26 protein-coding genes are annotated in these 23,581 nt (G+C 66.7%); 16 read left to right on the top strand and 10 right to left on the bottom strand.

The features are described 5' to 3' along the window. Positions 1-42: 42 nt before the first annotated feature. The gene (locus BSQ44_RS16680) at positions 43-447 is read right to left on the bottom strand and encodes a DUF2442 domain-containing protein (RefSeq protein WP_072606174.1); all 405 of its coding nucleotides are present in this window, start codon (positions 445-447) and stop codon (positions 43-45) included. A 27-nt stretch (positions 448-474) separates the two neighbouring features. Next, positions 475-1,422, bottom strand: a complete 948-nt coding sequence (locus tag BSQ44_RS16675; protein WP_072606172.1) for an alpha/beta fold hydrolase — start codon at positions 1,420-1,422, stop codon at positions 475-477. 181 nt (positions 1,423-1,603) lie between these two features. On the opposite strand from BSQ44_RS16675, the gene BSQ44_RS16670 reads away from it, so the two are divergent. Next, positions 1,604-1,837, top strand: a complete 234-nt coding sequence (locus tag BSQ44_RS16670; RefSeq protein ID WP_235633253.1) for a DUF982 domain-containing protein — start codon at positions 1,604-1,606, stop codon at positions 1,835-1,837. A gap of 46 nt (positions 1,838-1,883) precedes the next feature. Here BSQ44_RS16670 and BSQ44_RS27240 read toward each other — a convergent pair whose 3' ends face one another. Then, on the bottom strand, positions 1,884-2,036 hold the full coding sequence (locus tag BSQ44_RS27240) for a hypothetical protein (RefSeq protein ID WP_169858332.1): 153 nt from the start codon (positions 2,034-2,036) through the stop codon (positions 1,884-1,886). Positions 2,037-2,282: 246 nt separating this feature from the next. Here BSQ44_RS27240 and BSQ44_RS16665 point away from each other — a divergent pair, with 246 nt between their 5' ends. The 4 genes from BSQ44_RS16665 (at position 2,283) to BSQ44_RS16650 (ending at position 6,028) form a co-directional block, all read left to right on the top strand. Beyond that, the gene (locus BSQ44_RS16665) at positions 2,283-3,323 is read left to right on the top strand and encodes an ABC transporter substrate-binding protein (RefSeq protein ID WP_072606168.1); all 1,041 of its coding nucleotides are present in this window, start codon (positions 2,283-2,285) and stop codon (positions 3,321-3,323) included. Between the two features lie 21 nt (positions 3,324-3,344). Next, the gene (locus BSQ44_RS16660) at positions 3,345-4,133 is read left to right on the top strand and encodes an ABC transporter ATP-binding protein (RefSeq protein WP_072606166.1); all 789 of its coding nucleotides are present in this window, start codon (positions 3,345-3,347) and stop codon (positions 4,131-4,133) included. Beyond that, positions 4,130-4,912, top strand: a complete 783-nt coding sequence (locus BSQ44_RS16655) for an ABC transporter permease (protein WP_072606164.1) — start codon at positions 4,130-4,132, stop codon at positions 4,910-4,912. Before BSQ44_RS16660 ends, BSQ44_RS16655 begins: the two co-directional genes overlap by 4 nt. 114 nt (positions 4,913-5,026) lie before the next feature. Next, positions 5,027-6,028, top strand: a complete 1,002-nt coding sequence (locus BSQ44_RS16650; protein WP_072606162.1) for a ribonuclease T2 family protein — start codon at positions 5,027-5,029, stop codon at positions 6,026-6,028. A 10-nt stretch (positions 6,029-6,038) separates the two neighbouring features. Here BSQ44_RS16650 and BSQ44_RS16645 read toward each other — a convergent pair whose 3' ends face one another. Continuing rightward, positions 6,039-6,725 (bottom strand): SDR family NAD(P)-dependent oxidoreductase, encoded by a 687-nt coding sequence (locus tag BSQ44_RS16645; protein WP_072606160.1) that lies wholly within the window; start codon positions 6,723-6,725, stop codon positions 6,039-6,041. 287 nt (positions 6,726-7,012) lie between these two features. Further along, a complete protein-coding gene (locus tag BSQ44_RS16640; protein WP_072606158.1) occupies positions 7,013-9,025 on the bottom strand; it encodes a DEAD/DEAH box helicase in 2,013 nt (670 codons plus the stop codon). Between the two features lie 233 nt (positions 9,026-9,258). On the opposite strand from BSQ44_RS16640, the gene ettA reads away from it, so the two are divergent. From ettA to BSQ44_RS16605, 7 genes are all read left to right on the top strand, one after another. Next, the gene (ettA, locus tag BSQ44_RS16635; RefSeq protein ID WP_072606156.1) at positions 9,259-10,908 is read left to right on the top strand and encodes an energy-dependent translational throttle protein EttA; all 1,650 of its coding nucleotides are present in this window, start codon (positions 9,259-9,261) and stop codon (positions 10,906-10,908) included. Positions 10,909-10,968: 60 nt separating this feature from the next. After that, positions 10,969-11,202, top strand: a complete 234-nt coding sequence (gene relB, locus BSQ44_RS16630) for a type II toxin-antitoxin system RelB family antitoxin (protein ID WP_072606154.1) — start codon at positions 10,969-10,971, stop codon at positions 11,200-11,202. A 45-nt stretch (positions 11,203-11,247) separates the two neighbouring features. Next, positions 11,248-11,472 carry a type II toxin-antitoxin system RelE family toxin gene (locus BSQ44_RS16625; RefSeq protein WP_210187880.1) on the top strand — a complete coding sequence of 75 codons (225 nt, stop codon included), beginning with the start codon at positions 11,248-11,250 and terminating at the stop codon, positions 11,470-11,472. Positions 11,473-11,837: 365 nt separating this feature from the next. Next, a complete protein-coding gene (locus BSQ44_RS16620) occupies positions 11,838-12,209 on the top strand; it encodes a hypothetical protein (RefSeq protein ID WP_072606150.1) in 372 nt (123 codons plus the stop codon). A 197-nt stretch (positions 12,210-12,406) separates the two neighbouring features. Beyond that, complete coding sequence (gene tam / locus BSQ44_RS16615) at positions 12,407-13,192, top strand: trans-aconitate 2-methyltransferase (RefSeq protein WP_072606148.1); 786 nt, start codon at positions 12,407-12,409, stop codon at positions 13,190-13,192. Between the two features lie 217 nt (positions 13,193-13,409). Then, the gene (locus BSQ44_RS16610) at positions 13,410-14,531 is read left to right on the top strand and encodes a beta-ketoacyl-ACP synthase III (protein ID WP_072606146.1); all 1,122 of its coding nucleotides are present in this window, start codon (positions 13,410-13,412) and stop codon (positions 14,529-14,531) included. A 14-nt stretch (positions 14,532-14,545) separates the two neighbouring features. Further along, the gene (locus tag BSQ44_RS16605) at positions 14,546-15,163 is read left to right on the top strand and encodes an MOSC domain-containing protein (RefSeq protein WP_072608114.1); all 618 of its coding nucleotides are present in this window, start codon (positions 14,546-14,548) and stop codon (positions 15,161-15,163) included. Positions 15,164-15,165: 2 nt separating this feature from the next. On the opposite strand, the gene BSQ44_RS16600 is transcribed toward BSQ44_RS16605, so the two are convergent. The 3 genes from BSQ44_RS16600 to tsaA form a co-directional block, all read right to left on the bottom strand. Next, positions 15,166-16,737, bottom strand: a complete 1,572-nt coding sequence (locus BSQ44_RS16600; RefSeq protein ID WP_072606144.1) for a tetratricopeptide repeat protein — start codon at positions 16,735-16,737, stop codon at positions 15,166-15,168. Between the two features lie 79 nt (positions 16,738-16,816). Further along, positions 16,817-17,131: a DUF2293 domain-containing protein gene (locus tag BSQ44_RS16595; protein WP_072606141.1), complete on the bottom strand. Its 315-nt coding sequence runs from the start codon at positions 17,129-17,131 to the stop codon at positions 16,817-16,819. After that, positions 17,128-17,631 (bottom strand): tRNA (N6-threonylcarbamoyladenosine(37)-N6)-methyltransferase TrmO, encoded by a 504-nt coding sequence (gene tsaA / locus BSQ44_RS16590; RefSeq protein ID WP_072606139.1) that lies wholly within the window; start codon positions 17,629-17,631, stop codon positions 17,128-17,130. The genes BSQ44_RS16595 and tsaA overlap by 4 nt, the downstream gene beginning before the upstream one ends. 99 nt (positions 17,632-17,730) lie before the next feature. Between tsaA and BSQ44_RS16585 the strand changes: the two genes are divergently transcribed. After that, on the top strand, positions 17,731-18,753 hold the full coding sequence (locus BSQ44_RS16585; RefSeq protein WP_072606137.1) for an ArsR/SmtB family transcription factor: 1,023 nt from the start codon (positions 17,731-17,733) through the stop codon (positions 18,751-18,753). After that, on the top strand, positions 18,750-19,670 hold the full coding sequence (gene metF / locus BSQ44_RS16580; protein WP_072606135.1) for a methylenetetrahydrofolate reductase [NAD(P)H]: 921 nt from the start codon (positions 18,750-18,752) through the stop codon (positions 19,668-19,670). The genes BSQ44_RS16585 and metF overlap by 4 nt, the downstream gene beginning before the upstream one ends. 335 nt (positions 19,671-20,005) lie before the next feature. Here metF and BSQ44_RS16575 read toward each other — a convergent pair whose 3' ends face one another. Further along, positions 20,006-20,980 (bottom strand): DMT family transporter, encoded by a 975-nt coding sequence (locus BSQ44_RS16575; protein WP_235633252.1) that lies wholly within the window; start codon positions 20,978-20,980, stop codon positions 20,006-20,008. A 151-nt stretch (positions 20,981-21,131) separates the two neighbouring features. Between BSQ44_RS16575 and BSQ44_RS16570 the strand changes: the two genes are divergently transcribed. Together BSQ44_RS16570 and BSQ44_RS16565 are read left to right on the top strand one after the other, a co-directional pair. Next, entirely contained in the window at positions 21,132-22,349 is a 1,218-nt protein-coding gene (locus BSQ44_RS16570) for an alanine racemase (protein WP_072606133.1), read from the top strand. A 32-nt stretch (positions 22,350-22,381) separates the two neighbouring features. Beyond that, the gene (locus BSQ44_RS16565; RefSeq protein ID WP_072606130.1) at positions 22,382-22,627 is read left to right on the top strand and encodes a hypothetical protein; all 246 of its coding nucleotides are present in this window, start codon (positions 22,382-22,384) and stop codon (positions 22,625-22,627) included. A gap of 24 nt (positions 22,628-22,651) precedes the next feature. Here the strand turns inward: BSQ44_RS16565 and BSQ44_RS16560 are convergent, their stop codons facing one another. Continuing rightward, on the bottom strand, positions 22,652-23,449 hold the full coding sequence (locus BSQ44_RS16560) for a glycoside hydrolase family 25 protein (protein ID WP_072606128.1): 798 nt from the start codon (positions 23,447-23,449) through the stop codon (positions 22,652-22,654). Between the last annotated feature and the right edge of the window lie 132 nt (positions 23,450-23,581).

The raw sequence follows: 23,581 nt of genomic DNA, 5'->3' as shown, positions 1-23,581 counted from the left end.
ATGCCGCGTGCCTAGCAGACGCGGCGGGCGACTGTCACGCAGCTATCGCCGTGCGCTCTTTGGCGGTCGGCCACCCTTGGCCCGATTCGCGCGCGCGGCCGCCGCCTTCGCGGCCGACGTCGCCTTGCCCGCCCTCCGGGCCATCCATGATGCGGTTCCAAACACGCCGGAAATCAGACCTTGTACGGTGAAGTCGACGTCGAGCCTTTCCCAGTGGAGGCCATAACCCGCTCCCAGGACCTCGATCTCGGCGAGTTCCGCATCCGTTGCGCTTTCCAACCCCTGAGCGAGCGAAGGCGGGAAAGCGAAAGTGCAGCCGTTGGTGAGCTCTACGACGATCCGTTTGCTCTTTGAATCATACCGCGCCGACGACGCACGCAGCTCACCCGCATTCGAAGAACCTTCCGAAACGAAGGCGTCGAGTTCGGCGTCGGTTATGTCAGCCATGGATTCCTTCCTGCGCTAGGTCACCCATCACGATAGGTTTTGCAACGACAGCGCACCCTCCACCCACGCCACGAAATCCCCCATCACCTCCTCGCGATTCACCTCGTTCAGGCTCTCGTGCCGCGTCCCCGCGTAAACCGTTGAAGTCAGATTCGAAAAACCCATCGCCTCCATCCGCCTGGCGAGGTCCTTCGTTGCCTTGCCGCCGTCGGTCGCCGGGTCCTTCTCGCCACCCACGATCATCACCGGCAGGTCGCGGCGGATGCCGGAAAACCCGGCGTCGTCTGCACCCGCGAAGATGAGATCGAAGACGTCGCGCCACATCGTAACCGAAGCGTCCCAGCCGCAGAGCGGGTCGGCGATGTACTTGTCGACCTCTGCCGGATCGCGCGACAGCCAGTCGAATTCGGTCCGCCGGTCGGGAATTCCTTTCGCCCAGGCCTGGAAGGTCAGCTTCGGCAGGATGCGGGAGGGGACGTCGGACCCGAGCCGGAACTTTTCCCAGGCGAGGACGGCCTGCGCGGCCCGGCCGGCGAGACCTGCGGAAAAATTCGCGTTCCAGATCGCGGCCGCGGCAACGCGGTCCGAATGCTGCAGCAGGAAGTTCAGCGCGATCAGCCCGCCCATCGAGTGCCCGAACACGATCACCGGCACCCCCGGCATCTCGCCGGCGATGTGGTCGTGCACCGCCAGAACGTCGGAGATCACCTTCTTCGCGCCGTTTCCCTCGCGCGAAAACATGCCGGGCGGCGCGTCGGGCGTGCGCGTCGCGCCGTGTCCTCGATGGTCGTGCGCGAAGGTCGCGATGCCGTGGTCCGCCAGATGGTCGGCGAAGCGCCCGTAGCGGGCGGCGTGTTCGGCGAGCCCGTGGTTGACCTGCACGACGGCGCGGACGGCACCCGGCGGGCGCTTCCCGTAGAGGTTCAGCTGCGCGCCCGACGGTGCGGAAATTTCGGCTTTTTGATCGAAAGGCATGGGGTCCTCCTGCCTGGGACAATTCGGCAGGAGCGCCGCCGCGTCAACTGGATCGCCGCGTGTGCTTAGCGGCAGAACCGGCAATCGTCGCGGTCATATCGCGCAAAGGCGTCATGAGCCTCGCTTTCGCCATCCCGATGGTCTATGAGCGGCCATGCAAAAAAATCATTTCGAAGTACCGGTGACCGTCAAGACGGGCAACGAGGGCGACAGCAAGGTTCTCTCCTCACCGCGCGAGGCGTCCGACTATCTCCTCAACGGCTGGCAGGGAAAGAGAAGCGCGAAGCACCGCGCCGCTCTCCAGGCCTGCCACGATGCCGTCTCCAGCGGCAAGCCGGCCATGACGGCCCGGCGCGCTTTCGTCGCGGCCGCGCGCGAGGCGGATCTCCTGGTGAGCGACAAGGTCCCGGGCTGACGGACCCCGGCCGGCCGTCTGGCCGGCTGGTCTTTCCAACGTCCTGCTACTTGTCTTCGGTCGAGGTGGATTCGGTTTCCGCCTCGGCTTTTTCGCGTTCCTTGGCGGCAGCTTTCGCGGCCAGCTTCTCGGCCTTCTTCGCCGCCTTCTGGCGCTCGCGTTCCTTCCGCTCGAAGTCGTAGTTTGGTGTTCGCGCCATATCGTGTCCTTTCGTGAATCCCCCTTGCGTACGGATTTGCGGAGGTGATTACAACCGTCTGCCGCCGGTGGCGCCCTCCGCCGGGACGACAATGCGACACCAGCCTTCCTCCAGTCTTGTGGGGCGGCGGAATGCCCAGCGATTGTTCAGGCGTAGGGCGTGCCAAAACCTTGGGCACATCGCTCTTGCCAAGTCGGTTCTGCGATGTTTCATTGCCACCGAAGTCAATCCCTTCGGAGTGTGCCTATGTTCCTCACCAGACGCCTTTTCTCGCTTGCCACGGCGACCATCCTGTCTGCCGCCGCGCTCAGCGCCGCCGGCATGCACGCCGCCCAGGCGCAGACCGACGTCAAGTTCACGCTGGACTGGAAGTTCGAAGGTCCGGCGGCGGGGTTCCTGCTCGCGATCGACAAGGGCTATTTCGAGGCTGAAGGCCTGAACGTCACGATCGACACCGGCGCGGGTTCGCGCGAATCCATCCCGCGGGTCGCGACCGGCGCCTACGACATGGGCTTCGGCGACATCAACGCGCTGATCAAGTTCCTGGACGAGGATCCCTCGCAGAAGGTCGAGGCCGTGATGATGGTCTACGACAAGCCGCCCTTCGCCGTCATCGGGCGCAAGGCGCAGGGCATCACCGAGGATCCGAAGTCTCTGGAAGGCAAGAAGCTCGGCGCGCCGCCGCCGGACGCGGCCTTCGGCCAATGGCCGGTCTTCGTCGAGGTCGCCGACATCGATACCTCGAACATCACGATCGAGAACGTCGGCTTCCCGGTCCGCGAGCCCATGCTGGCGCAGGGCGCGGTGGATGCGATCTTCGGCTTCGCCTTCTCGAGCGTGCTCAACCTCAAGGCGCAGGGCATCCCCGAAGACGACATCGTCACCATTCTGATGGCCGACCACGGGCTCGACCTCTACGGCAACGCGGTCATGGTCAACGAGGACTTCGCCGCGGCCAATCCCGATGCGGTCAAGGGCTTCCTGAAGGCGCTCGCGAAGGGCTTTGCCGATGCCGTCTCCGACCCGGAAGCCGGCGTCGACGCGGTCATGTCGCGCAACGAGATCCTCACCAAGGAGATCGAGGTCGAGCGGCTGGAGATGGCGAATTCGATGAACATCAATACGCCGTGGGTCCAGGAAAACGGGTTCGGCGGCATCGACGAGGAGAAGCTGACGAAGTCGATCGACCTCCTGAAGCTCTCGATGGGGCTGCAGGGCAAGGTGACGGCGGAAGAGGTGTTCAATTCCAGCTACCTTCCTCCCAAGGAGGAGCGGATGCTCCCCTGATCCGGGGAAGGGGGCTCGGGGATGCAGCCGCTCGTCGCGATCGAGCATGTCGACATGCGCTATGGCGGCCCGGAAGGGCTGCTCGCCGTCCAGGACCTGACGCTGTCGGTCGCCAAGGGTGAATTCGCCGCGGTGGTCGGTCCGTCCGGCTGCGGCAAGTCCACTTTGATGAAGCTCGTGACCGGCCTCTACATTCCGCAAGGGGGCTCCGTCGTGGTGGCCGGCGAGCGGGTCACCAAGCCGGTCTCCATCGTCGGCATGGCGTTCCAGAACCCGACCATGCTGCCGTGGCGAACGACGCTGGACAACATCCTTTTGCCGCTGGAGGTGGTGCAGCGCCATCGCGGCAGGCTGCGCGCCCACAAGGCGGAGTATGTCGCGAAGGCGGAGGCGCTGCTCGAAACGGTCGGCCTCAAGGGGTTCGGGCAGAAGTTCCCCTGGCAGCTCTCCGGCGGCATGCAGCAGCGGGCGAACCTCTGCCGCGCGCTGATCCACGAACCCGACCTCCTGATGCTCGACGAACCGTTCGGGGCGCTGGATTCCTTCACACGCGAGGAGTTGTGGTGCGTCATCCGCGATCTGCATGCCGCGCAAGGCGTCACGATCGTGCTGGTCACGCACGATCTGCGCGAGGCGGTCTTCCTCGCCGACCGCATCTTCGTCATGAGCTCGCGGCCCGGCCGGGTGATCGAGGAACGCAAGGTGCCGTTCGCGCGGCCACGCGACCTCGAACTCATGTATGAAAAGGAGTTCAACGACGTGGTGCACGAACTGCGCGGCTCGATCGCAGACGCGAGGAAGGCCGCATGAGCGCGCCCCGTGCAGGCATCGACTGGGTGAAGGCCGCGCCGTGGCTCTATACGGCGGCGCTCTTCGTGGTCTGGGAGGCGGCGGTGCGGGTCTTCGCCATTCCGCAATACATCCTGCCGGCGCCGACGGTGATCGCCGGCGCCATCGTGCAGTACTGGTCGGCGATCTGGAAGAACTCGCTCCAGACGCTCTACACGACCGTGGCCGGCTTCGTGCTCGCCGTCGTGGGCGGGCTGGCGCTCGGCATCCTCGTCGGCTGGTCGCGCTTCATCTATGCGGGGCTCTATCCGCTGATGGTCGGCTTCAACGCCATCCCCAAGGTCGCGCTGGTGCCGGTGCTGGTCATCTGGTTCGGCATCGGCACGATTCCCGCCGTGCTGACGGCCTTCCTCATCGCCTTCTTCCCGATCGTGGTGAACGTCGCCACCGGCCTCGCCACCATCGAGCCGGAGATGGAGGACGTGCTGAGGGCGCTGGGCGCGAAGAAGATGGACATCATGCTCAAGGTCGGCATCCCGCGCTCGATGCCGTATTTCTTCGGCTCGCTGAAGATCGCCATCACGCTCGCCTTCGTCGGCTCGGTCATCTCCGAAACGGTGGCTGCCAATTCCGGGCTCGGCCACATGATGCTGGGCGCGCAGTCGCAGTTCAACGTGCCGCTGGTCTTTGCCGGCCTCGTCATGCTGGCGATCGAGGGCATCGTCATGTACGCCCTCATGGCGTGGATCGAGATGCGCATGACCGGCTGGGCGCACCGCAGCCAGACCATGGGGGCTTGAGCACGGGCACTTCTGGTCGCTGACGTCCTGGCTGGGATCGTGCCCCGCGTCACACTTCGCGCATGGTTTCCGGTCTAGGATGAAGCAACTCGAAGCAATCCGGGGGAGACTGCCATGCGCGCGTTCGGGCTTCAGGCCCTGGCCGCCCTGATCGTTCTTCTTGCGTCATCCGCAAATGCCGAGGTGCGTCTCGACGGCCTGTTCATCGCCGGAAGGGAATGCGCCGCCACGCAATCGATCCGCAACGGCGCCAATCCGGGCGGTGTGACCACGAAAGCTGGACAGGCCTACGAGATGCTGGCCGGCAACAGGCAGCCGCCGAGCCACTACCTGATCCGCGTCCCCGATGCCGAGCCCGATCGCCGCTGGGTAGCCGTGAGCTGCGGCGTGCATGCCGACAAATCTCCCGCGTCAGCTCCGCCGTCTCCGGAAGAACACGCAAGGCAGCCGCGGCGCGTCGAGTTCCTGCTGGCTGCGAGCTGGCAGCCGGGTTTCTGCGAGACTAGGCCAGACACTAGGGAATGCCGGACACAGACGCCGGATCGTTTCGATGCCAGCCATTTCGCCCTTCACGGCCTCTGGCCGCAGCCCTTTTCCAACATCTACTGCGGCGTGGCGGCAAATGCAGAGCAGGACGACCGCGCCGGCCGCTGGGGCGACCTGCCGGAGGTGACCCTGGAGGCCGCGACGCGTGCGGAACTGGCGAAGGTCATGCCCGGGACGGCCTCGCTGCTCGAACGCCACGAATGGACCAAGCACGGCACCTGCCACGGCGGGACGATGGAGGAATACTACGCCGATTCGTTGGCGCTGATGCGCTCCCTCAACGCCTCGGCCGTGCGCGACCTCTTCGCTGGCAAGATCGGTGCCTCGCTGACCTCGACACAGATCCGCGCCGCCTTCGACACCGCTTTCGGGCCGGGAGCCGGATCGCGCGTGCGGGTCTCCTGCGTGACCGATCCGTCGAACGGGCGCCGACTGATCGGCGAGATCACCATCGGCCTCTCCGGCGAGATCGACGACGAGACAAACCTCTCCGACCTCATCTCCACCGCCGCCCCGACCGCCGACCCCGGCTGCTCCGGTGGCATCGTCGACGCCGCCGGCCTGCAATAGGGCAGGGCGGTCAGAACGTCTCCACCCAAGGCCGCACCTCAACCTCCCACGACCACGCACTGCGGTCCTGGTCGATCAGCTGCATGTAGGTCTCGGCGATCGCATCCGGATCCAGCATGGAATGGGGCTTGTCGGCCGGCTCGGTGCGGCCGGGATTCCGGATCGCCCCGTCGATGACGACGTGGCCGACATGGATGCCCTTCGGATGCAGTTCGCGTGCCATCGACTGGGCCAGCCCGCGCAGCGCGAACTTGCCCATCGCGAAGGATGCCGACTGCGGATAGCCCTTCACACCGGCCGATGCACCGGTGAACAGGATCGTCCCCTTGCCGCGCGGCAGCATGCGCCTTGCTCCCTGCTGGGCCACGAGAAACGCGCCGAAGGCGGTCACCTGCAGCGCCTTCTGGACCTCGCCCGGATCGACGTCGACGAACGGACCGCGCACCCGGGACGAGGGATTGTAGATCACCACCTCCAGGTCGCCTCCCATCTCGTCCGTCCGCCCGAACAGTGCCTCGACGTCCTCGCCGTTTGCCGCGTCGCAGGAAACCGTCACGCCGTTGGTCTCGGCTGCCAGCGCTTCGAGCTTGTCCACCTTGCGGGCGGCCAGCACCAGCTTCATGCCCCGCGCGGCGAGTTTTCGGGCGAGCGAGGCCGACAGGCCGTCACCCACGCCGACGATCAGTGCGGTCGACATTGCGCTTTTCCTCCTGTTGCGGGACCGGGCATTCGGGACCATTCCCGGCCGCAGGGCAAGTGCCGAGCCTAAATTCCCGGCTGCTGTACGCTTGGCGACCGATCGGGGAGGCCTGACGCGAGGGCTTGCGGTGATCAGTCTCCGGAATGCCGCCGCTTCGGCTTCCTCCCTCCGCCCCACGTTTTCGGGTGGAGGATGGGCGCTGCGGCGGGTGACGTCTTATCCTCCACCCCACGCAGTGGGGAGGTGGCGTCGCGCAGCGGCGACGGAGGGGGGCCGCCGGCTCCTCAGCCGTCGGTCTTCTGGCGCTTCGCCCTCTTCTCGGCCTTGCGCGCGAAATCGGGCTTGCCCTTGTCCTTGAACGCCTTCTTCTTCGGCTTCTTGCGCAACGGCGTCCCCTCGTCGGCGCGCGCCGGCGGCGCGTCCTCGCGGTTCGCCGGAGCCGCGGGCCGGTCGGTTCGATCCGTGCGGGCAGGGCGCTCCTTCTGCTTCTTCCAGTCGGGTCGCGGGGCCGCCTCGTCGCGTGCGCCCGTTCTCGCCGGCCGGTCGTCGCGTGCCGGCCTCTCCTTCCAGTCGCCGCGCTCGCGGCGCGGGCGATCGTCGCTCCTCGGCGGCCGGTCCTGCCGGTCGCCCTTGCCCCACGCCTTGCGCGGCGACAGGTCCGGCATGCCGTCGAGCCGGGTCAGGCTTATGTCGTTCTGCAGCATGCCTTTCGGTCCCGCCGCCTGCATCAGCGCGTCGGCGTGGCTCGCGGCGATCTCGACGAAGGTCTCTTCCGGCTGCATGCGGATCGCGCCGATCTCGGCCTTGGTGATCGCGCCGGTGCGGCACATCAGCGGGATCAGCCAGCGCGGCTCGGCGTTGCGGCGGCGTCCGACCGACAGCGAGAACCACACCGTCGGCCCGATGTCGCGGTCGCGCGGACGCGGCGCTTCGCCGAAGGACGGTTCGTCGCGATCGCGCCGCACGCGCGCCTTCGGGTCGACCGGAACCTCGCTCAGGTCCTCGGGCGCCGAGCGCCCGGCGCGCCACAGCCGCAGGAAGGCGGTGGCGACCTGGCCGGCCGAATGCTGCGCGAGCAGTTTTTCCACCGCCTGTGCCTCGTCCTCGTTCGTCGGTTCGACCAGCGCCGAGTCGGCCAGAAGCCGTTCCTCGTCGCGCGCGGCGACGTCGTCGGCGTTGGGCGCCGCGACCCAGACGGGTGTGATATTGGCCGACATCAGCGTGCGCTCGATGCGCCGGCGCGCCGGCAGGGGCACGATCAGCGCCGAGACGCCCTTGCGCCCGGCCCGTCCGGTGCGCCCCGAACGATGCAGCAGCGTGTCGGGGTTCGTCGGCAGGTCGGCATGCACGACCAGGTCCAGATGCGGCAGGTCGATGCCGCGCGCGGCGACGTCGGTGGCGATGCAGACCTTGGCGCGCCCGTCGCGCATGGCCTGCAGCGCGTGGGTGCGCTCGCTCTGGCTCAGTTCCCCCGACAGCGCCACCACCGGGAAGCCGCGGTTGTTGAGCCGCGCCGTGAGATGGTTCACCGCCGCGCGGGTGTTGCAGAACACCAGCGCGTTGCGTGCCTCGTGGAAGCGCAGCACGTTGACGATGGCATTGTCGCGGTCGTGCGTCGCCACGGGATGCACCCGGTACTCGATGTCGGCATGCTGCTCGCGCGCACCCTCGGTGGCGATGCGGATCGCGTTCCGCTGGTAGTTCTCCGCCAGCGTGGCGATCGGCTTCGAGACGGTCGCCGAGAACATCAGAGTGCGCCGCTCCTCGGGTGCGGCCTGCAAGATGAATTCGAGGTCCTCGCGGAAGCCGAGGTCGAGCATCTCGTCGGCCTCGTCCAGCACCGCCGCGCGCAGTTCGGAAAGGTCCAGCGCGTGGCGCGTGATGTGGTCGCGCAGGCGGCCCGGCGTGCCCACCACGATGTGGGCGCCGCGTTCCAGCGTGCGGCGCTCCGAGCGCATGTCCATGCCGCCGACGCAGGACGCGATCTGCGCGCCCGCCCCGGCATAGAGCCATTCGAGCTCGCGCTTGACCTGCATGGCGAGTTCGCGCGTCGGCGCGATCACCAGGCCGAGCGGCGCGCCGGGGTTGCCGAAGGCAGCCTCCTCGCCCAGCAGCGTCGGCGCCAGCGCCAGCCCGAAGGCGACGGTCTTGCCGGAGCCCGTGCGGGCCGATACCAGCGCGTCGGCGTCCTTCAGGTCGGGCGAAAGCATGGCTTCCTGCACCGGGGTGAGCGTTGTGTAGCCGCGTTCCTGCAACGCGGCGGCGAGCGTCGGGAGGACGCCTTCGAAATCGGACATGATCTACTTTCGGGGTATGGGGCCCATGAAGCGGCGCCCGAACCACGGGTCCCGCCTGCGCGCGGCGAAATCCGTCGCGGACAATCTTGCGCGCCTGATAGTCCTTGTGCGCGCCGATGTCGAGTGCATGGCGCGCATGGCTGTCCGGCGGCATTGCCCCGGCCGGCGCTTTCGCCTACATAGCGCGCACAATTTCAGCTTTTCCTCGAATCCGACGGAGTGCGACGCGCCCCATGGCACGCCAGTTCATCTATCACATGTCAGGCCTCTCCAAGGCCTACGGCGCCAAGAAGGTGCTGGAAAACATCCACCTGTCCTTCTATCCCGAAGCCAAGATCGGCATCCTGGGCCCCAACGGCTCGGGCAAGTCGACCATCCTGCGCATCATGGCGGGCGTCGACAAGGAGTGGCAGGGCGAGGCCTGGCTCGCCGATGGCGCCACCGTCGGCTACCTGCCGCAGGAGCCCGACCTCGATCCGGCGCTCGACGTGTTCGGCAACGTCATGGAAGGCGTGAAGGCCAAGACGGCCATCATCGAGCGCTACAACGAGCTCATGATGAACTATTCCGACGAGACGGCCGACGAGGCGGCAAAGCTCCAGGACGAGATGGACCGGCTCAACCTGTGGGACATCGAGCAGCAGGTCGAGATGGCCATGGAAGCGCTCGGCTGCCCGCCCAAGGAGGCCGACGTCACCAAGCTGTCGGGCGGCGAGCGCCGCCGCGTGGCGCTCTGCCAGCTTCTGCTGCGCCAGCCCGACCTGCTCCTCCTCGACGAGCCGACCAACCATCTTGACGCCGAGACCACGGCGTGGCTGGAAAAGCACCTGCGCGCCTATCCCGGCGCCGTGATGATCATCACCCACGACCGCTACTTCCTCGACAACGTCACCGGCTGGATCCTCGAGCTCGACCGCGGCCGCGGCATCCCCTACGAGGGCAACTACACCGCCTATCTCGAAGCCAAGGCCAAGCGCCTGAAGCAGGAGGGCCGCGAGGACGACGCCCGCCAGCGGGCGATCGCCCGCGAGCGCGAATGGATCGGCTCCAGCCCCAAGGCGCGCCAGGCCAAGTCCAAGGCGCGTATCGCCGCCTTCGAGCAGCTGCTCGAATCGGCCGACAGCCGCCGCCCGTCGGACACCCAGATCGTCATCCCGCACGGCGAGCGGCTGGGCAACGTCGTCATCGAGGTCGAGGGCCTTTCGAAGGGCTACGGCGACCGCCTGCTCATCGACGACCTCTCCTTCAAGCTTCCGCCCGGCGGCATCGTCGGCGTGATCGGCCCCAACGGCGCCGGCAAGACGACGCTGTTCCGCATGTTCACCGGCCAGGAAAAGCCGGACAACGGCTCCGTGCGCATCGGCGAGACCGTCAAGCTCGGCTATGTCGACCAGAGCCGCGACACGCTCGACCCCAACAAGACCGTCTGGGAGGAAATCTCCGGCGGCGCCGAAGTGGTCAAGCTCGGCAAGCACGACGCCAATACGCGCGCCTACTGCTCCTCGTTCAACTTCCGCGGCCAGGACCAGCAGCAGAAGGTCGGCAATCTCTCCGGCGGCCAGCGCAACCGCGTGCACCTCGCCAAGATGCTGAAGACCGGCGGTAACGTTCTGCTCCTCGACGAACCGACCAACGACCTCGACACAGAGACGCTGGCGGCGCTGGAAGACGCGCTGGAGAACTTCGCCGGCTGCGCCGTCATCATCAGCCACGACCGCATGTTCCTCGACCGCATGGCCACCCACATGCTCTCCTTCGAGGGCGACAGCCACGTCGAATGGTTCGAGGGTAACTTCGAGGACTACGAAAAGGACAAGATCCGTCGCATGGGCCCGGAGGCGGTCAACCCGCACCGCATGACGTACAAGCGGCTGACGAGGTAGGGCCATTCCCTTGCCGAACCGAGCCTGCTGCTATACATGTATAGCAGCAGGAGACCAGCCATGCTCGCACTGAGATTACCGCCTGAAGTCGAGAAACGTCTGGACGATCTGGCCCGCAAGACTGGCCGGACCAAGAGCTTTTACGCGCGCGAGGCGATACTCGAACATCTGGCTGATCTCGAAGACGCCTATCTCGCCGAACAGCGCATGCGCGACAATCCGCAATTCGTGGAGTTCGAGGACGTCCTGCGCGAACTGGATATTGATCTCGACCGGCCGGCCCAAAAGGTCTGACCAGTGCCTTGGCGGGTCCGTTTCGAAGAGCGCGCCAAGAAGGATATGAAGCGGATCGGATCAGTTGACCGCGAAAGGATCGCCCGCTTCATCCGCGACCGTATCGTCAACCGGTCCGACCCACGCGAGATCGGCGAAGCGCTTGCCGGCCCATTCTCCGGCTACTGGAAATATCGCATCGGCGACTACCGCATAATCGCCGCGATCGAGGACGAGGTCGTCACAGTCGTCGTCGTGCGGATTGGCAATCGGCGGGAAGTGTATCGGTAAACCTGCCGCGCAGGCTGATACCAGCGGTCCTTTCAAACATCCGCGCCGCCCCTCATCCGCCCCTTCTGGGCACCTTCTCCCCGTGAACGGGGAGAAGGGGACGACGCGATTTCGGCGCCCGCCCTGCGATTTCCGCGATTGGCGAGGCCTCGATGAAGCCGCCCCTTCTCCCCGTTCACGGGGAGAAGGTGGCCGAGCGATGCTCGGCCGGATGAGGGGCGGCGCGATGTCGAAGGTGAACCACGCTATCGCCCGCAAAAAATCCGAAAAATTCTGTCCACACCCCCGCCACCTCGCCCACAATCCCCGCCGGGTGACGGAAAGGCCGCAAGATGGGCGTGTATGGATCGGGCGGGGGAGACAGTATGATGCGGCGCATCGTTGCGCTGCTCGTCTCGTTTGCCGCCCTCGCCGAGCGCGCTGCCGGGCGGTCGTTTCCTGTGCGCTTCCTCGTCCTGTGCTTCCTGCGCCGCGCCGAAATCGTCGCGACGGGGTATGTGCTGGACGCGCACGGCGTGCCGCCCTCGGCCGTCGTGGAAAACGCGGCGGTCGGGAACGATGCGGCGGATGCGCTGCTGCTCGCCGCGCGCTTCCGGGCGCTGGCCGCCGCGCTCGTCTTCCTGCTGCCGGACGCAAGCCCGCTCGACCGCCGGCCGACACGCCCCCGTTCGTTCGGCGATGAGGTCCTGTCCAGCTTCGGCTTGGCCCTGAAATGGGCGCCGAACGACACGTCCTAGGCTGCCATCTGCGCGGCCGGCGGGCGAACCCTGCCAAACAATCCGATCGAGACATCGTGCCGGCTCGCGTCGGCGCGCCCCTGTTGCTATGGATCGAACGGGCGTAAAGGCTACCCGGAAGAGGCGTCGCCCAAGGGCGAATGGCGTCACCGTCGCCCTCCATGGAAGCCACGTCTCCCACGCCGCGAGGTCCATCGATGAGTTCTTCTCCCTCCCGTCCCGACTGGTCCGCCGCGCAGTACCTCAAGTTCGAGGACGAGCGGACGCGGCCGGCGCGCGATCTCCTGGCGCAGGTGCCGGTTGCCGCGCCCCGTCAGGTGGTCGACATCGGCTGCGGGCCGGGCAACTCGACCGAACTACTGGTCGAGCGCTGGCCGGACGCCACGGTCACCGGCTTCGACACCTCGCCGGACATGATCGAGAAGGCCAAGAAGCGCCTGCCGCAGGTGGGCTTCATGTTGGCCGATGCCGCTGCCTGGGAGCCGGCCGAACCGGTCGACGTCATCTTCGCCAACGCGGTCTTCCAGTGGCTGCCGGAGCATCCCGCGCTGCTCGCCCGCCTCATGGACTTCCTCGCGCCGGGCGGGGCGCTGGCGGTGCAGATGCCGGACAATCTGACCGAACCGAGCCACGTGCTGATGCGCGAGGCGGCCCGCGCCATGCCGTTCGCGGCAAAGATGGAGGGCGCGGCGCGCGATCCGCTGCCGCCCGTGCGCCACTACTACGACGTGCTCAAGCCGCTCGCCGCGCGGCTCGACGCGTGGCACACAGTCTACAACCATCCGCTCGACGGGGCCGGCGCGATCGTGGAGTGGCTGAAGTCGACGGGCCTCAAACGCTACCTCGATCCGCTCTCACTGGGCGAGCGCGGCGAGTTTCTGGCGGCCTACGAAGCGCGAATCGCCGAGGCTTATCCCGAGACCTTTGATGGCAAGGTGCTGCTGCGCTTTCCGCGGCTCTTCCTCGTGGCGACGAAGGCTTGAGGCCGCGGTCGGTGCGCGTCGCTTCGCCGGCCTTGCCTCTGGCTCGGGGAAGGCGCATTGCGTCGGGAACGTCGGCGCCCGGCGGTGCCTTCGTCCATCCCGGCGCGATCGCGCATTGTGTCTCGTCATCGAATTGGCATAAACCGCGCGGACGCAGAGACAACCCAATGCGGTCTTGCGGGTTCGCGGCCCGCGTTGCGGACAGGACATGAGTGGCATGAAGCGCGTCATCGTCAGCGGGATCGGCGTCACGATCCCGGAAGCCTCCATCACCAACGAGCAACTCGTCGCGAGTTTCAACGCGTGGGTCGACGAGGAAAACGGCCGGCGAGCCGCCGCCGGGCTCGATCCGCTGCAGAAGTCGAGCGCTGAGTTCATCTACCACGCCTCGGGCATCAAGGCGCGCCACGCGCATACGCCCGACGGCATCCTCGATACGGACCGCATGGCGCCGCGCTTCGCCGCGCGCGAGGACGACGATCTCTCCGTGCTGGCCGAGTTCGGGGCGAGTGCCGCCCGTCGGGCGCTGGAGGACGCGAAGGTCGACGCGGCGGAAGTCGACCTTGTCGTTTGCGCATCCTCGCATCTTCAGCGCATGTATCCTTCCATCGGCATCGAGATCCAGAAGGAGATCGGTGCCAACGGCGCGGCCTTCGATCTCTCGCTCGGCTGCTCGTCGGCTGCGGCGGGCCTGCACGTCGCGTTCAATCTGGTGCGGGCAGGGGCGCACCGCCGCGCGCTGGTGGTGACGCCCGAACTGATCACCGCAAACCTCAACTTCCGCGACCGCCAGACCCACTTCATCTTCGGCGACGCCGCCGCCGCCATGCTGCTCGAAGCCGTCGAGGACGGCGAGGAGCGACCGGGCCGGTTCGAGGTTATGGACACGCGCAACTGGACGCAGTTCTCCAACAACATCCGCTCCAACTACGGCTATCTCAACCGCGTCGAGGAGGACGACCCCAGCCGAGTGCCGACCGAGGGCAAACTCATCAAGCAGCAGGGCAACAAGGTCTTCAAGGACGTCACCGTCGCCAGCCACCGCTTCATCGTCGATTTCCTGAAAGAGCACGGGCACACGCCCGACACCATCCGCCGCTTCTGGCTGCACCAGGCGAACGCGCGCATGAACGCGATGATCCTGAAGCTCGCCTTCGGCCAGGAAGTCGGCCACGACCGCGCGCCGATGGTGCTCGACCGGCTCGGCAACACGGCCGCCGCCGGCGCCGTGCTGGCGCTCGAGGAAAACCACCGCGACATGAAGCCCGGCGAGTTCGGGCTCCTGTGCACCTACGGCGCCGGCTATTCGATCGGCGGCGCGTTGCTCAGGATGATGTGAGGGCCGATTTCGAGATGCAACTCCCGCTGATGCGCTTCGACGACGAGGTCGAGATCGTTCCCGGCCGGAAGCTTCTCGCAAAAGTGTCCGCGACACTTATCGCCCCCTCCGATCATTTTGTGACGCGTCCTGTCGAGGCTCTCGAACTCGATTTCGAAGGTGTGGCGGGCGATCTCCACGCTGGCGCCACGCGCCGCTCGGGCGGCCGCGAGCCCTGGTATCCGCGCGGCACGGAAATGCGCAACGAGCGCCAGGTCTCCATCGTCGCGTCCGACGAACTGGCGACGATCGCCGCGGGCATGGACCTGCGGGAAATCCGCCCGGAATGGATCGGCGCCAATCTGGTGCTGGAGGGCGTCCCGCGGCTGTCGATGCTTCCCGCCGGCACGCTGCTGTTCTTCAAGGGCGGCGTGACGCTGAAGATCGATGGCCAGAACGCGCCGTGCCGCCTGGCCGGCCGCTCCGTCGCCGACCATGCGAGGATGCCCGACCGGGAAGCCGGCGCGCTGCTCTTCCCCAAGGTCGCCAAGCGCCTGCGCGGGCTCGTCGCGTGGGTGGAGAAGCCCGGCCGCATCGTGGCGGACGAGGAGGTGTCGGTGCGCATTCCCGAGCAGTGGATCTATCGGCCTTAGCTTCACCCCGACAGAAGCTCGATGAACCTTTCCGCCACCGCGCGCATGGGCGAGTCGGTGTCGAGTTCGAGGAACTTCCGGTAGGCCGCGACCGCCTCCTGCTTGCGACCCGTATCGCGCAGGCTGTCGCCCATCGACAGGTAGACCTCCGCGTTCGCCGGGTCGAGCGCCTGCGCGTCGCCGAGCACCGCCAGCGCCTCCTCCTGCCGTTCCAGCATCTGCAGGCAGCGCGCCTTCTGCAGCCGCGGATCGACGCTCGCAGCATCCAGCGCGATCGCCCGGTCGAACCGGACGAGGGCCTCCTCGCAGCGCTTCAGGATCGTCAGGATGCGCCCGTGCGCGATCTGTGCCCCGGCGTCCTGCGGCGCATAGTCGGCCGCGTCGCGATAGGTCTTTTCGGCTGCAACATAGTCTTCGCGGACCAACTGCCCCGCCGCCAGGAAGGCGAAGGCTGGCAGGTAGCCGGGATCGATCTCCAGCGCCCGCGCGAGCATCACCTCGGCCGCGGCGCCGCGGCCGGCATCCATCAGGACTTGCCCGGCGCGGGCGAAGTAGCGCGGGTTCAGCGGGTCCTGCGCGGCGGCCTCGCTGAAGTATCTGACCGCGCCGTCCACGTCGCCCGCGCCGACGGCCAGTTCGGCGTAGCCTTCCACCGCGCGCACGTCTGTCGGGTCGATCCGCGCCGCCTCGTCGAAGGCCCCCCGCGCGCCGACCGCATCGCCGTTTTCTCGCAGTGCGTTGCCGAGATTCGTCCGGGCGATGACGAAGGCCGGGTCGAGGTCGAGTGCGGCCCGATACTCGGCGATCGCGGCGGGAACGTCACCCTGCGCCATCCTGATGTTTCCGATCAGGTTGTGCGCCCACTTGGCGTCCTTGTGGTGGGACCGGATCAGCTTGCGGGCAAGGATCGTCGCGCGCAGCGGCTCCTTCTCGGAGTTCGCCGCGATGGCGACGAAGGGGTCGAGCACCGCCATCACGCCGGCGGCGGCCTCGCGAAAGTAGCCCCGTTCGATCTGCTCGCCCACCGGCGGCAGGTCGACGATCTCGACGTCGCCGCGCACGATGCGCAGCCGCAGCTGCATGCCGTCGCGGTTGCAGTCGGGCGTCGCGCAGACGAACTCGCCCGCGATCCGCGTCTCGTAGGCGTTGAACAGCCTCCGCAGATGATAGATCAGCGATTCGAAGGAAAAGCCGGAATCGGGGAAGGAGAACTCGACGCGCCGCGAATCGGGCAGGGCGGTGATGCTCTCCTTGGCCGTGCGGGCCTCGACCACGACGTCGTGCAAGCCGTCCCAGAGCCGGCTCGCGGCCACCTCTGCGGTAAGCCCCTGCGCAGCCATCGCATCCGGAACGGCGATCGGCTCGATGATCACCTGCTCGCGCCTGAACTGGCTGACGAGCACGGGAAGCAGGATCACCAGAATCAACAGGAAGAGGCCGTTGAGGAAGACGGTCCGCAGGCTGGTCGACCGGGTCTCGAGATTGGGAAGCGAGAGGTAGTCGCGTATACGCGCCAGCACGCCCGGCCTCGCGGGTTCATCCCCGGTCTGCGTCCTACGCCTCTGGCGCGCCATGCCGTCCTGTCTCCGCCCGCGTTCCACGTCCTGCTGATGGAGACAGTTACGACATTTTTACGGCCGCTCAAGCGGCATGTCACTCGTCGTCGGCATCCGGCTCGAGCAGGCGCGTCGCTCGCCAGTGGGTCAGCACCGCGTTGGTTTCGTCCACCACGAAGAACCGCGCCGCGTCGCGGTCGTAGCCGTCCGCCAGAAGCTCGTCGTAGCTCGTGTGCTCGTGGCGGACATGGGCGACGGCAGCGAGCCAGACCGCCGTCGAGGCGGGCAGCGCCTTCAGGTGTGGGGCCAGCGCGTCGGCGCGGATCTTTTCGATGTCGGAATAGGGAGCGGCGGGCAAGAGCAGGGTCAGAGCCTTCGCGACGGCGCGCCGCCGGCCTGTGCGGGCAATCACGGCCTGCCTCGGTCAGCGGGACGACTCGCGTCGGGAAAGGCGTCTATGGAGGCGAAGTAGGGCTTCAGGTCGACGACGGGTGTGCCGTCGAGCACGTCGATCGCGTCGATCTCCACCACGCCCGCGGCCTCGTCGATGCTGATGATCCCTGCGACATGCATGCCGATCGGGTTTGGGCGGGCAGGGGAGCGCAAGGCGAACGTGCCGCGCGGTTCCTGGGCATGACGGGGCTTCTGGATAATAAGATTGCGCTGCGAGCGGTCGAGCCATGTCAGGATGACGACGTGGCTGTAGCCGTCGAGTCCCATCAGGCCGCGCCGATAGGTCTCGTCCAGTTCGACGCGTGCCGGCTTTCCGGCCTCGCGCGCGGCCGCCATGTTTTTCGGGCACTCAAAACGGTCCGTCCACGGCGAGAGAATCCGCCCGATGAAGACGACGCCCGCATCCGTCGCGTCCTCCGCGGGATTCCGGGCCAGCTCCACTTCGCCTTCGCGTTTCATTGACCATTGCCTCCCAGGGGACGTGACCGGATCGATGGGAGAGGTTGCGCTTCGTCCCAGATTGATATAAACATATCTTTATATCGTTTGGAGAACTGGATGCTCACACGTCCGCTTACCGATCTCGAGACTTTCGTTGATAGCTTGAAGGCCGTCGCGGAATCCAGCCGCATGCGGATACTCTTCCTGCTGTCGCGCGGCGACCTGACCGTCTCGGATCTGACCGAAATCCTCAACCAGTCGCAGCCGCGCGTCTCGCGCCACCTGAAGCTGCTTCTCGACGAGAGCCTGATCGGCCGCTACCAGGAAGGCTCCTGGGCCTATTTCCATCTCTCCGACCAGACCTTCGAGCGCGAACTCGTCTCGGGGCTGATCGCGCGGATCGACACGTCGCAGTCGCCGGTCGACCGGGATCTCGAACGGCTCGAAGCGGTCAAGCGGCGCCGTCAGGAGCGGGCTGCCTCCTATTTCGAATCGAATGCCGCCAGCTGGGACCGCATCCGCTCCCTGCATGTGCCCGAGGAAGCCGTCGAGCGTTCCATCGTCGGGCTGGTCGGCGAAAAACCTTTCCGCAGCATGCTCGACCTCGGCACCGGCACCGGCCGCATGCTGGAAATTCTCTCGCCCTTCTACCAGCACGGCATCGGCGTCGACATGTCGCGCGAGATGCTGGCCATCGCCCGCGCCAAGCTCGACGACGCGGGCATCACCAACGCGCAGGTCAGGCAGGGCGACATCTACGCGCCGCCCGCCGAGCGCGACCAGTTCGACCTCGTCACCATCCACCAGGTGCTGCACTATCTCGATCAACCCGGCCGCGCCATCGCGGAGGCCGGGCGCGTGCTGCGCCCGTCCGGGCGGCTCCTGATCGTCGATTTCGCGCCGCACGAGATGGAGTTCCTGCGCGACGAGCACGCGCATGTTCGCCTCGGCTTCACCGAACGCCAGATCGCCGACTGGCTGGAGGAGGCCTCCCTCGATCTCGAAACGACGCTCGAATTCGAACCGCAGGGCATCGCCGGCGAGAACCTCACGGTGAAGCTCTGGCTCGCCCGCGACCGCCGGCTGCTCATCGCCGATTCCATTGAAAGCCGCCATCAAGATACGGAGTTATCCGCTTGAACCAGTACCGTTTCTCCCGCCGGCCGGACATCGGTGACAAGATCGCCGTATCCTTCGAGTTCTTCCCGCCCAAGACCGACGCCATGGAGGCGAAGCTCTGGGAGACCACGATGCGGCTCCAGCCGCTCGCTCCGTCCTTCGTCTCCGTGACCTACGGCGCGGGCGGATCGACGCGCGAGCGCACCGCCCGCACCGTCGGTCGCATGGTGCGCGATACGCGGCTTCGTCCGGCCGCGCACCTGACCTGCGTGGACGCGACGCGGGACGAGGTGGACGAGGTGATCCGCGAGTTCCTCGGGATGGGCGTCACCCGCTTCGTGGCGCTTCGCGGCGATCCCGCCGAAGGCGTGGGCGCGCGGTACCGTCCGCATCCGGGCGGTTATGCCAACGCCGCCGAACTCGTCGCGGCGCTGCGGGAAAAGGGCGCGTCCGACATCTCCGTGTCCGCCTATCCGGAAAAGCACCCCGAAAGCCCGGATTTCGCCACCGACATCGACATGCTGAAGCGCAAGGTCGACAGTGGCGCGACGCGGGCGATCACCCAGTTCTTCTTCGACAACGACAGCTACGAGCGCTACGTCGAACGCGTTCGGCGCGCCGGCATCTACGTGCCGATCGTGCCCGGCATCTTGCCGGTCCACAATTTCACGCAGGTCGCCAATTTCTCGGCGCGCTGCGGCGCGCACGTTCCGGCCTGGCTCGCCGAGCGCTTCGACGGGCTGCACGACGACCCACAGACGCACGCGCTCGTTGCCGCGGCGGTTGCCGCGGAACAGGTGCTCGACCTCGTGGAGCGCGGCATCACCGATTTCCATTTCTACACGATGAACCGCGCAGACCTCGTTTTCGCCATCTGCCACATGATCGGCATCCGGTCGGCAGAGCCGCTGCACGAGGTCAAGCCGGCCGCTGCCTGAGGTCGGCGGCGGCACAAAAGGAAATGGCCGGGCTCCAGGGCCCGGCCATCCTCGTCCATGCTACTCATCGTGCCGGGGCGCTCCGGCTTAAAGGCTCAGTGGATCACTCCCACTATCATGGCGCCGATGAAACCAAACGCAAAACAGATCATCAATGCGTTGATAGGCTTTGTCAGTCCCATGTCATAGCCTCCTGCGTAGACTATGCCAGAAGTGTAGGCGAGTTTGGGCCACTCGCAAGCGAAAACTATGCTGCGATGCGGCATCGGTGTGGAAGGGCGTTGCGCGGCTACCCTGTTAGCCGTTGATTTGCTTCCGGTATCGGCCGCTTCGTTTCATGTGGATTTTTTCGTCGGCTCAGGGGGTATTCCCGCATCGGAGAGTCCCGGCCTTCGGCGCCGCAGCGTGGAAACGACCCGGCCGTCGATGACCACCAGGCCGCATCCGATGAGCGCGATTCCGGCCGCTTCGAAAGCCTCAAGCCGCTCGCCGAGGAAGACGACGCCGAGGATGAGCGCGCTTACCGGCACGATCAGCGTGACCAGCGAGGCATTGGTGGCGCCAGCGGACGCCAGGATGCGGAAGTAGAGGATGTAGGCGAAAGCGGTGGACAGCAGCGCCAGCCCCAGCACCGCGGCCCATGTCCGCCCGCTGGCCGCGAACATCTCCGTCGTTCCGTGGACCGTTGCCACGATCGGGACCATGATCACGCTCGATGCGGTCAGCTGCCCGGCGGCGATCACCGTCGGCGACAGCCCTCCGATACGCTTCGCCACCACGAAGGCGAAGGCATAGGAAAGCGCGGTGCCGATCAGGGCCAACTTCGCCCATACCGGCCCGCCCAGACCGGCGAGCAGGCCGGGACCGATCATGACCGCCGTGCCGGCGATGCCGAGCGCGATGCCGGCCAGCTTGCCGGCGGTGACCTTCTCGTCGGCGACGAGGAGGCTTCCGACCAGTATGGTCCAGAACGGCGTCGTCGCGTTGAGAACCGAAGCGAGCCCGGCGCCGAGTTCGGTCTGGCCGAGGAACATCAGGCTGAACGGGATCACGTTGTTGACCGCTCCGAGCAGGAGCAGCCCACGCCACACCCGCAACGCCGGGGCCAGCGATATGCCACGCGCCGCCAGGTAGCCGTGCAGCGCGGCCGCCGCTATCGCCACGCGCAGGAGCACGAGCGTGAACGGCGGTATCTCCTGTACCGCAATGCGGGCGAAGAAGAACGAGCCGCCCCAGATCGCGCCGAGCAGCAGGAGCTGCGCCCAGACTGCCGCCGACATCGGCCGCGCGGCCGCGGATTTCCCGTTCATCGAGTGCCGATCCTCCTGGTTCGATGCACCGGCTGATAGGTCTCGGGGCGAAAAACCGCCACCCGATTCCCGATCTTGCGCCGTGCCGTCACACCGGAGTTTTCCATACGGGCTCCGTTGCCCTAGATTCGAGCCAACACGGGGACAGCTCATGCAACGATTCGACACCGCCCGCGATGCGGCCCTTTCGCTCCGGCCGGACGTCCCGGTCTACTGTTTCCGGCCCGAGGTCCTGAAGGCGGACGCCAAGCGCTTCATGGAGATGTTTCCGGGCAAGACGGCCTACGCGGTCAAGACCAACGGCGAGACGATCGTCCTGAAGACGCTGGCCGAGGCCGGCGTGACCGCCTTCGACGTGGCCTCTCCGGCCGAGTTCGAGGCGGTCCGGTCCGTCGCGCCCCAGGCCGAGATGCTCTACATGCATCCGGTCAAGGCACAGTCCGACATCCGCCTGGCCTTGGAAACCTATGGCATCCGCGTCATCGCCATCGACCACGAGGACGAGGTGACGAAGCTTGCCCGCGTGGTGCAGGCGCTCGACATCGATCCGGGCACCATGACGGTCTTCGTGCGCATCCAGACCAAGGGGAGTGCGGCCTACGAACTGTCGAAGAAATTCGGCGCGGGGCCGGCGCACGCAGTGGAACTCCTGCGGCGGCTCGACCGAAACGGCTACAAGGTCGGCATCTGCTTCCACGTCGGCAGCCAGATTTCCGACCCCGACACCTACGAGCGGGCGCTGCGCACCGCCGACTGGGTGCGGAACCGGGCCGCCGTGCCGCTGGCCGGGCTCGACGTCGGTGGCGGGTTTCCGGCCGAATACGGCCACGATCCGAACCGCAAGGCGCCCGAAATGCCGTCGCTGGGGCAGCTGATGTCGCGCCTGCGGGGCGACATCACGGAGTGGGGTTTCGGCGACATGCCGCTGGTGGCCGAGCCCGGCCGCGTGATCTGCGCGCACGCCTTCTCGCTGATCGTGCGGGTTCTGCTGCGCAAGGGACGACGCATCTACATCAACGACGGCATCTGGTCGTCGCTGTCGGATTCCTGGACCGGCAAGATCACGCTGCCTGCGCGCTTCATTCCCGATCCCGCCATTCGCAGCCGCAACGGCGACCGCGAGAAGATCGTCCCCTTCAAGGTCTGCGGCGCCACCTGCGATTCGGTCGACATCCTGTCGCGGCCTTTCTGGCTGCCCGAGACGGTCGACACCGGCGACTGGATCGAGATCGGACACATCGGCGCCTATTCGCTGGCGCTGAGGTCGCGCTTCAACGGCTTCTACCCGGACACGTTCGTGGAAGTGTCGCGTCCATTTGACGAGGGGACGCAGCCCGAAAGCTTTGCTAGCCTGGAGACGATGGCCTGAGCCGGGAATGGCCCGGAAGAGGGTATGGCCCGATGCCCAAGCTGATACGCTTCGTGATCGTCAATTCCCTGACGGGAATACTGATCGGCTGGCTCGTCGCCGCGGGGCTGATCTGGTTCAACGTCCGCGGGTTCGGAGAGCTCGTCATGCACTCGGACCAGCGGGCCGCGGCGCTTGCCATCCTGGCCATGTCCTTCGGCGTCACCTTCGGTTTCGCCTTCCTCGCCACCGCGCTCATCCTGCTCCCGCGCGACAAGGACGGCTTCGATAGGCTCTGAACGCAGGTATGGCGCCGCCGGACGTCAGCTCGCGTTGGCCTTCAGCCACTTGCGCCAGGAAGCGGCGCTGCCGTTGAAGACGTTGATGTCGGCGTCGCCGCGGATGCCGGGAACGATGCCGGTGCCTGTGTACTGCCAGAACAGGAAGGACTGCTTCCCGTACTTCGTGTCCGGATGCCCGGCGACCGAGCGCAGCCACCAGGGATAGCCCTTGAATTCCCAGAGCCGGTTGTCCTCCCAGAAATCGATCGAGGTGTAGATGATCGGCTTCTTGCCGTAGTGCTTCTCGACTGCGTCGAGGAACACCTTCATCTCGGCCTGCACGGTCGCGGCCGGCGGCCGCAACTTGCAGCTCGGCGACAGGTGGTTCCATTCCATGTCGAGCACGGGAGGAAGTGCGGTCTTGTCGCGCGGCACGTGCTGGATGAACCATCGCGCCTGCTCGATCGCCGGGCGGCAGAAGTAATAGAAGTGGTAGGCGCCGCGGGCGACGCCGGCGACCTTTGCGGCATTCCAGTTGCGGTGGAAGTAGTCGTCGACGCGGTCGCCGCCTTCGGTCGCCTTGATGAACGCGAAGGAGATGCCACTGGCTCTGGCCTGCGCCCAGTCGACTTCCGTCTGGTACTTGGCGACGTCGGTGCCGTGCACCGGATAGCTCGTCGGCGTCCGAGCGCCCCAGTCATGCGGATCGCGGTCGCCGTATCGCGGGTTGAGTACGATGTCGCCAGGAGCGGACGTCGGGGCGATCTCGGCGAGATCGAGCCCCGTCGAGGTGCACCCCGCAACCACCAGGGCAAGTGCCACTGCCGCCCATCGGCGCATTCTTCTGCCTCCGCCTCGTTGCCCCGAATCGCCTTCGACCCGAGGGAGAGCATGGAAAACGAACGGTTAACAGCCGGTCACCGCGAGTGACACATCGGCATACGGTCGTCCGCGCTTGGCGGTTGCATTTCC

Origin of the sequence: Aquibium oceanicum (genome assembly GCF_001889605.1) — a bacterium.
Taxonomy (GTDB): Bacteria; Pseudomonadota; Alphaproteobacteria; order Rhizobiales; family Rhizobiaceae; genus Aquibium; species Aquibium oceanicum.
This window is presented reverse-complemented; position numbering and strand designations above follow the sequence as displayed.

Excerpts from the sequence above, each read along its gene's own strand:
- BSQ44_RS16605 (WP_072608114.1), top strand. The coding sequence starts at position 14,546 with ATGCAACTCCCGCTGATGCGCTTCGACGACGAGGTCGAGATCGTTCCC.
- BSQ44_RS16650 (WP_072606162.1), top strand. The coding sequence starts at position 5,027 with ATGCGCGCGTTCGGGCTTCAGGCCCTGGCCGCCCTGATCGTTCTTCTT.
- BSQ44_RS16675 (WP_072606172.1), bottom strand. The coding sequence starts at position 1,422 with ATGCCTTTCGATCAAAAAGCCGAAATTTCCGCACCGTCGGGCGCGCAG.
- tsaA (WP_072606139.1), bottom strand. The coding sequence starts at position 17,631 with ATGAAACGCGAAGGCGAAGTGGAGCTGGCCCGGAATCCCGCGGAGGAC.
- BSQ44_RS16665 (WP_072606168.1), top strand. The coding sequence starts at position 2,283 with ATGTTCCTCACCAGACGCCTTTTCTCGCTTGCCACGGCGACCATCCTG.
- BSQ44_RS16655 (WP_072606164.1), top strand. The coding sequence starts at position 4,130 with ATGAGCGCGCCCCGTGCAGGCATCGACTGGGTGAAGGCCGCGCCGTGG.
- ettA (WP_072606156.1), top strand. The coding sequence starts at position 9,259 with ATGGCACGCCAGTTCATCTATCACATGTCAGGCCTCTCCAAGGCCTAC.
- BSQ44_RS16560 (WP_072606128.1), bottom strand. The coding sequence starts at position 23,449 with ATGCGCCGATGGGCGGCAGTGGCACTTGCCCTGGTGGTTGCGGGGTGC.
- tam (WP_072606148.1), top strand. The coding sequence starts at position 12,407 with ATGAGTTCTTCTCCCTCCCGTCCCGACTGGTCCGCCGCGCAGTACCTC.
- BSQ44_RS16575 (WP_235633252.1), bottom strand. The coding sequence starts at position 20,980 with ATGAACGGGAAATCCGCGGCCGCGCGGCCGATGTCGGCGGCAGTCTGG.
- BSQ44_RS16660 (WP_072606166.1), top strand. The coding sequence starts at position 3,345 with ATGCAGCCGCTCGTCGCGATCGAGCATGTCGACATGCGCTATGGCGGC.
- BSQ44_RS16570 (WP_072606133.1), top strand. The coding sequence starts at position 21,132 with ATGCAACGATTCGACACCGCCCGCGATGCGGCCCTTTCGCTCCGGCCG.
- BSQ44_RS16565 (WP_072606130.1), top strand. The coding sequence starts at position 22,382 with ATGCCCAAGCTGATACGCTTCGTGATCGTCAATTCCCTGACGGGAATA.
- BSQ44_RS16625 (WP_210187880.1), top strand. The coding sequence starts at position 11,248 with ATGAAGCGGATCGGATCAGTTGACCGCGAAAGGATCGCCCGCTTCATC.
- BSQ44_RS27240 (WP_169858332.1), bottom strand. The coding sequence starts at position 2,036 with ATGGCGCGAACACCAAACTACGACTTCGAGCGGAAGGAACGCGAGCGC.
- relB (WP_072606154.1), top strand. The coding sequence starts at position 10,969 with ATGCTCGCACTGAGATTACCGCCTGAAGTCGAGAAACGTCTGGACGAT.
- BSQ44_RS16645 (WP_072606160.1), bottom strand. The coding sequence starts at position 6,725 with ATGTCGACCGCACTGATCGTCGGCGTGGGTGACGGCCTGTCGGCCTCG.
- BSQ44_RS16610 (WP_072606146.1), top strand. The coding sequence starts at position 13,410 with ATGAAGCGCGTCATCGTCAGCGGGATCGGCGTCACGATCCCGGAAGCC.
- BSQ44_RS16620 (WP_072606150.1), top strand. The coding sequence starts at position 11,838 with ATGATGCGGCGCATCGTTGCGCTGCTCGTCTCGTTTGCCGCCCTCGCC.
- BSQ44_RS16585 (WP_072606137.1), top strand. The coding sequence starts at position 17,731 with ATGCTCACACGTCCGCTTACCGATCTCGAGACTTTCGTTGATAGCTTG.
- BSQ44_RS16600 (WP_072606144.1), bottom strand. The coding sequence starts at position 16,737 with ATGGCGCGCCAGAGGCGTAGGACGCAGACCGGGGATGAACCCGCGAGG.
- BSQ44_RS16640 (WP_072606158.1), bottom strand. The coding sequence starts at position 9,025 with ATGTCCGATTTCGAAGGCGTCCTCCCGACGCTCGCCGCCGCGTTGCAG.
- BSQ44_RS16680 (WP_072606174.1), bottom strand. The coding sequence starts at position 447 with ATGGCTGACATAACCGACGCCGAACTCGACGCCTTCGTTTCGGAAGGT.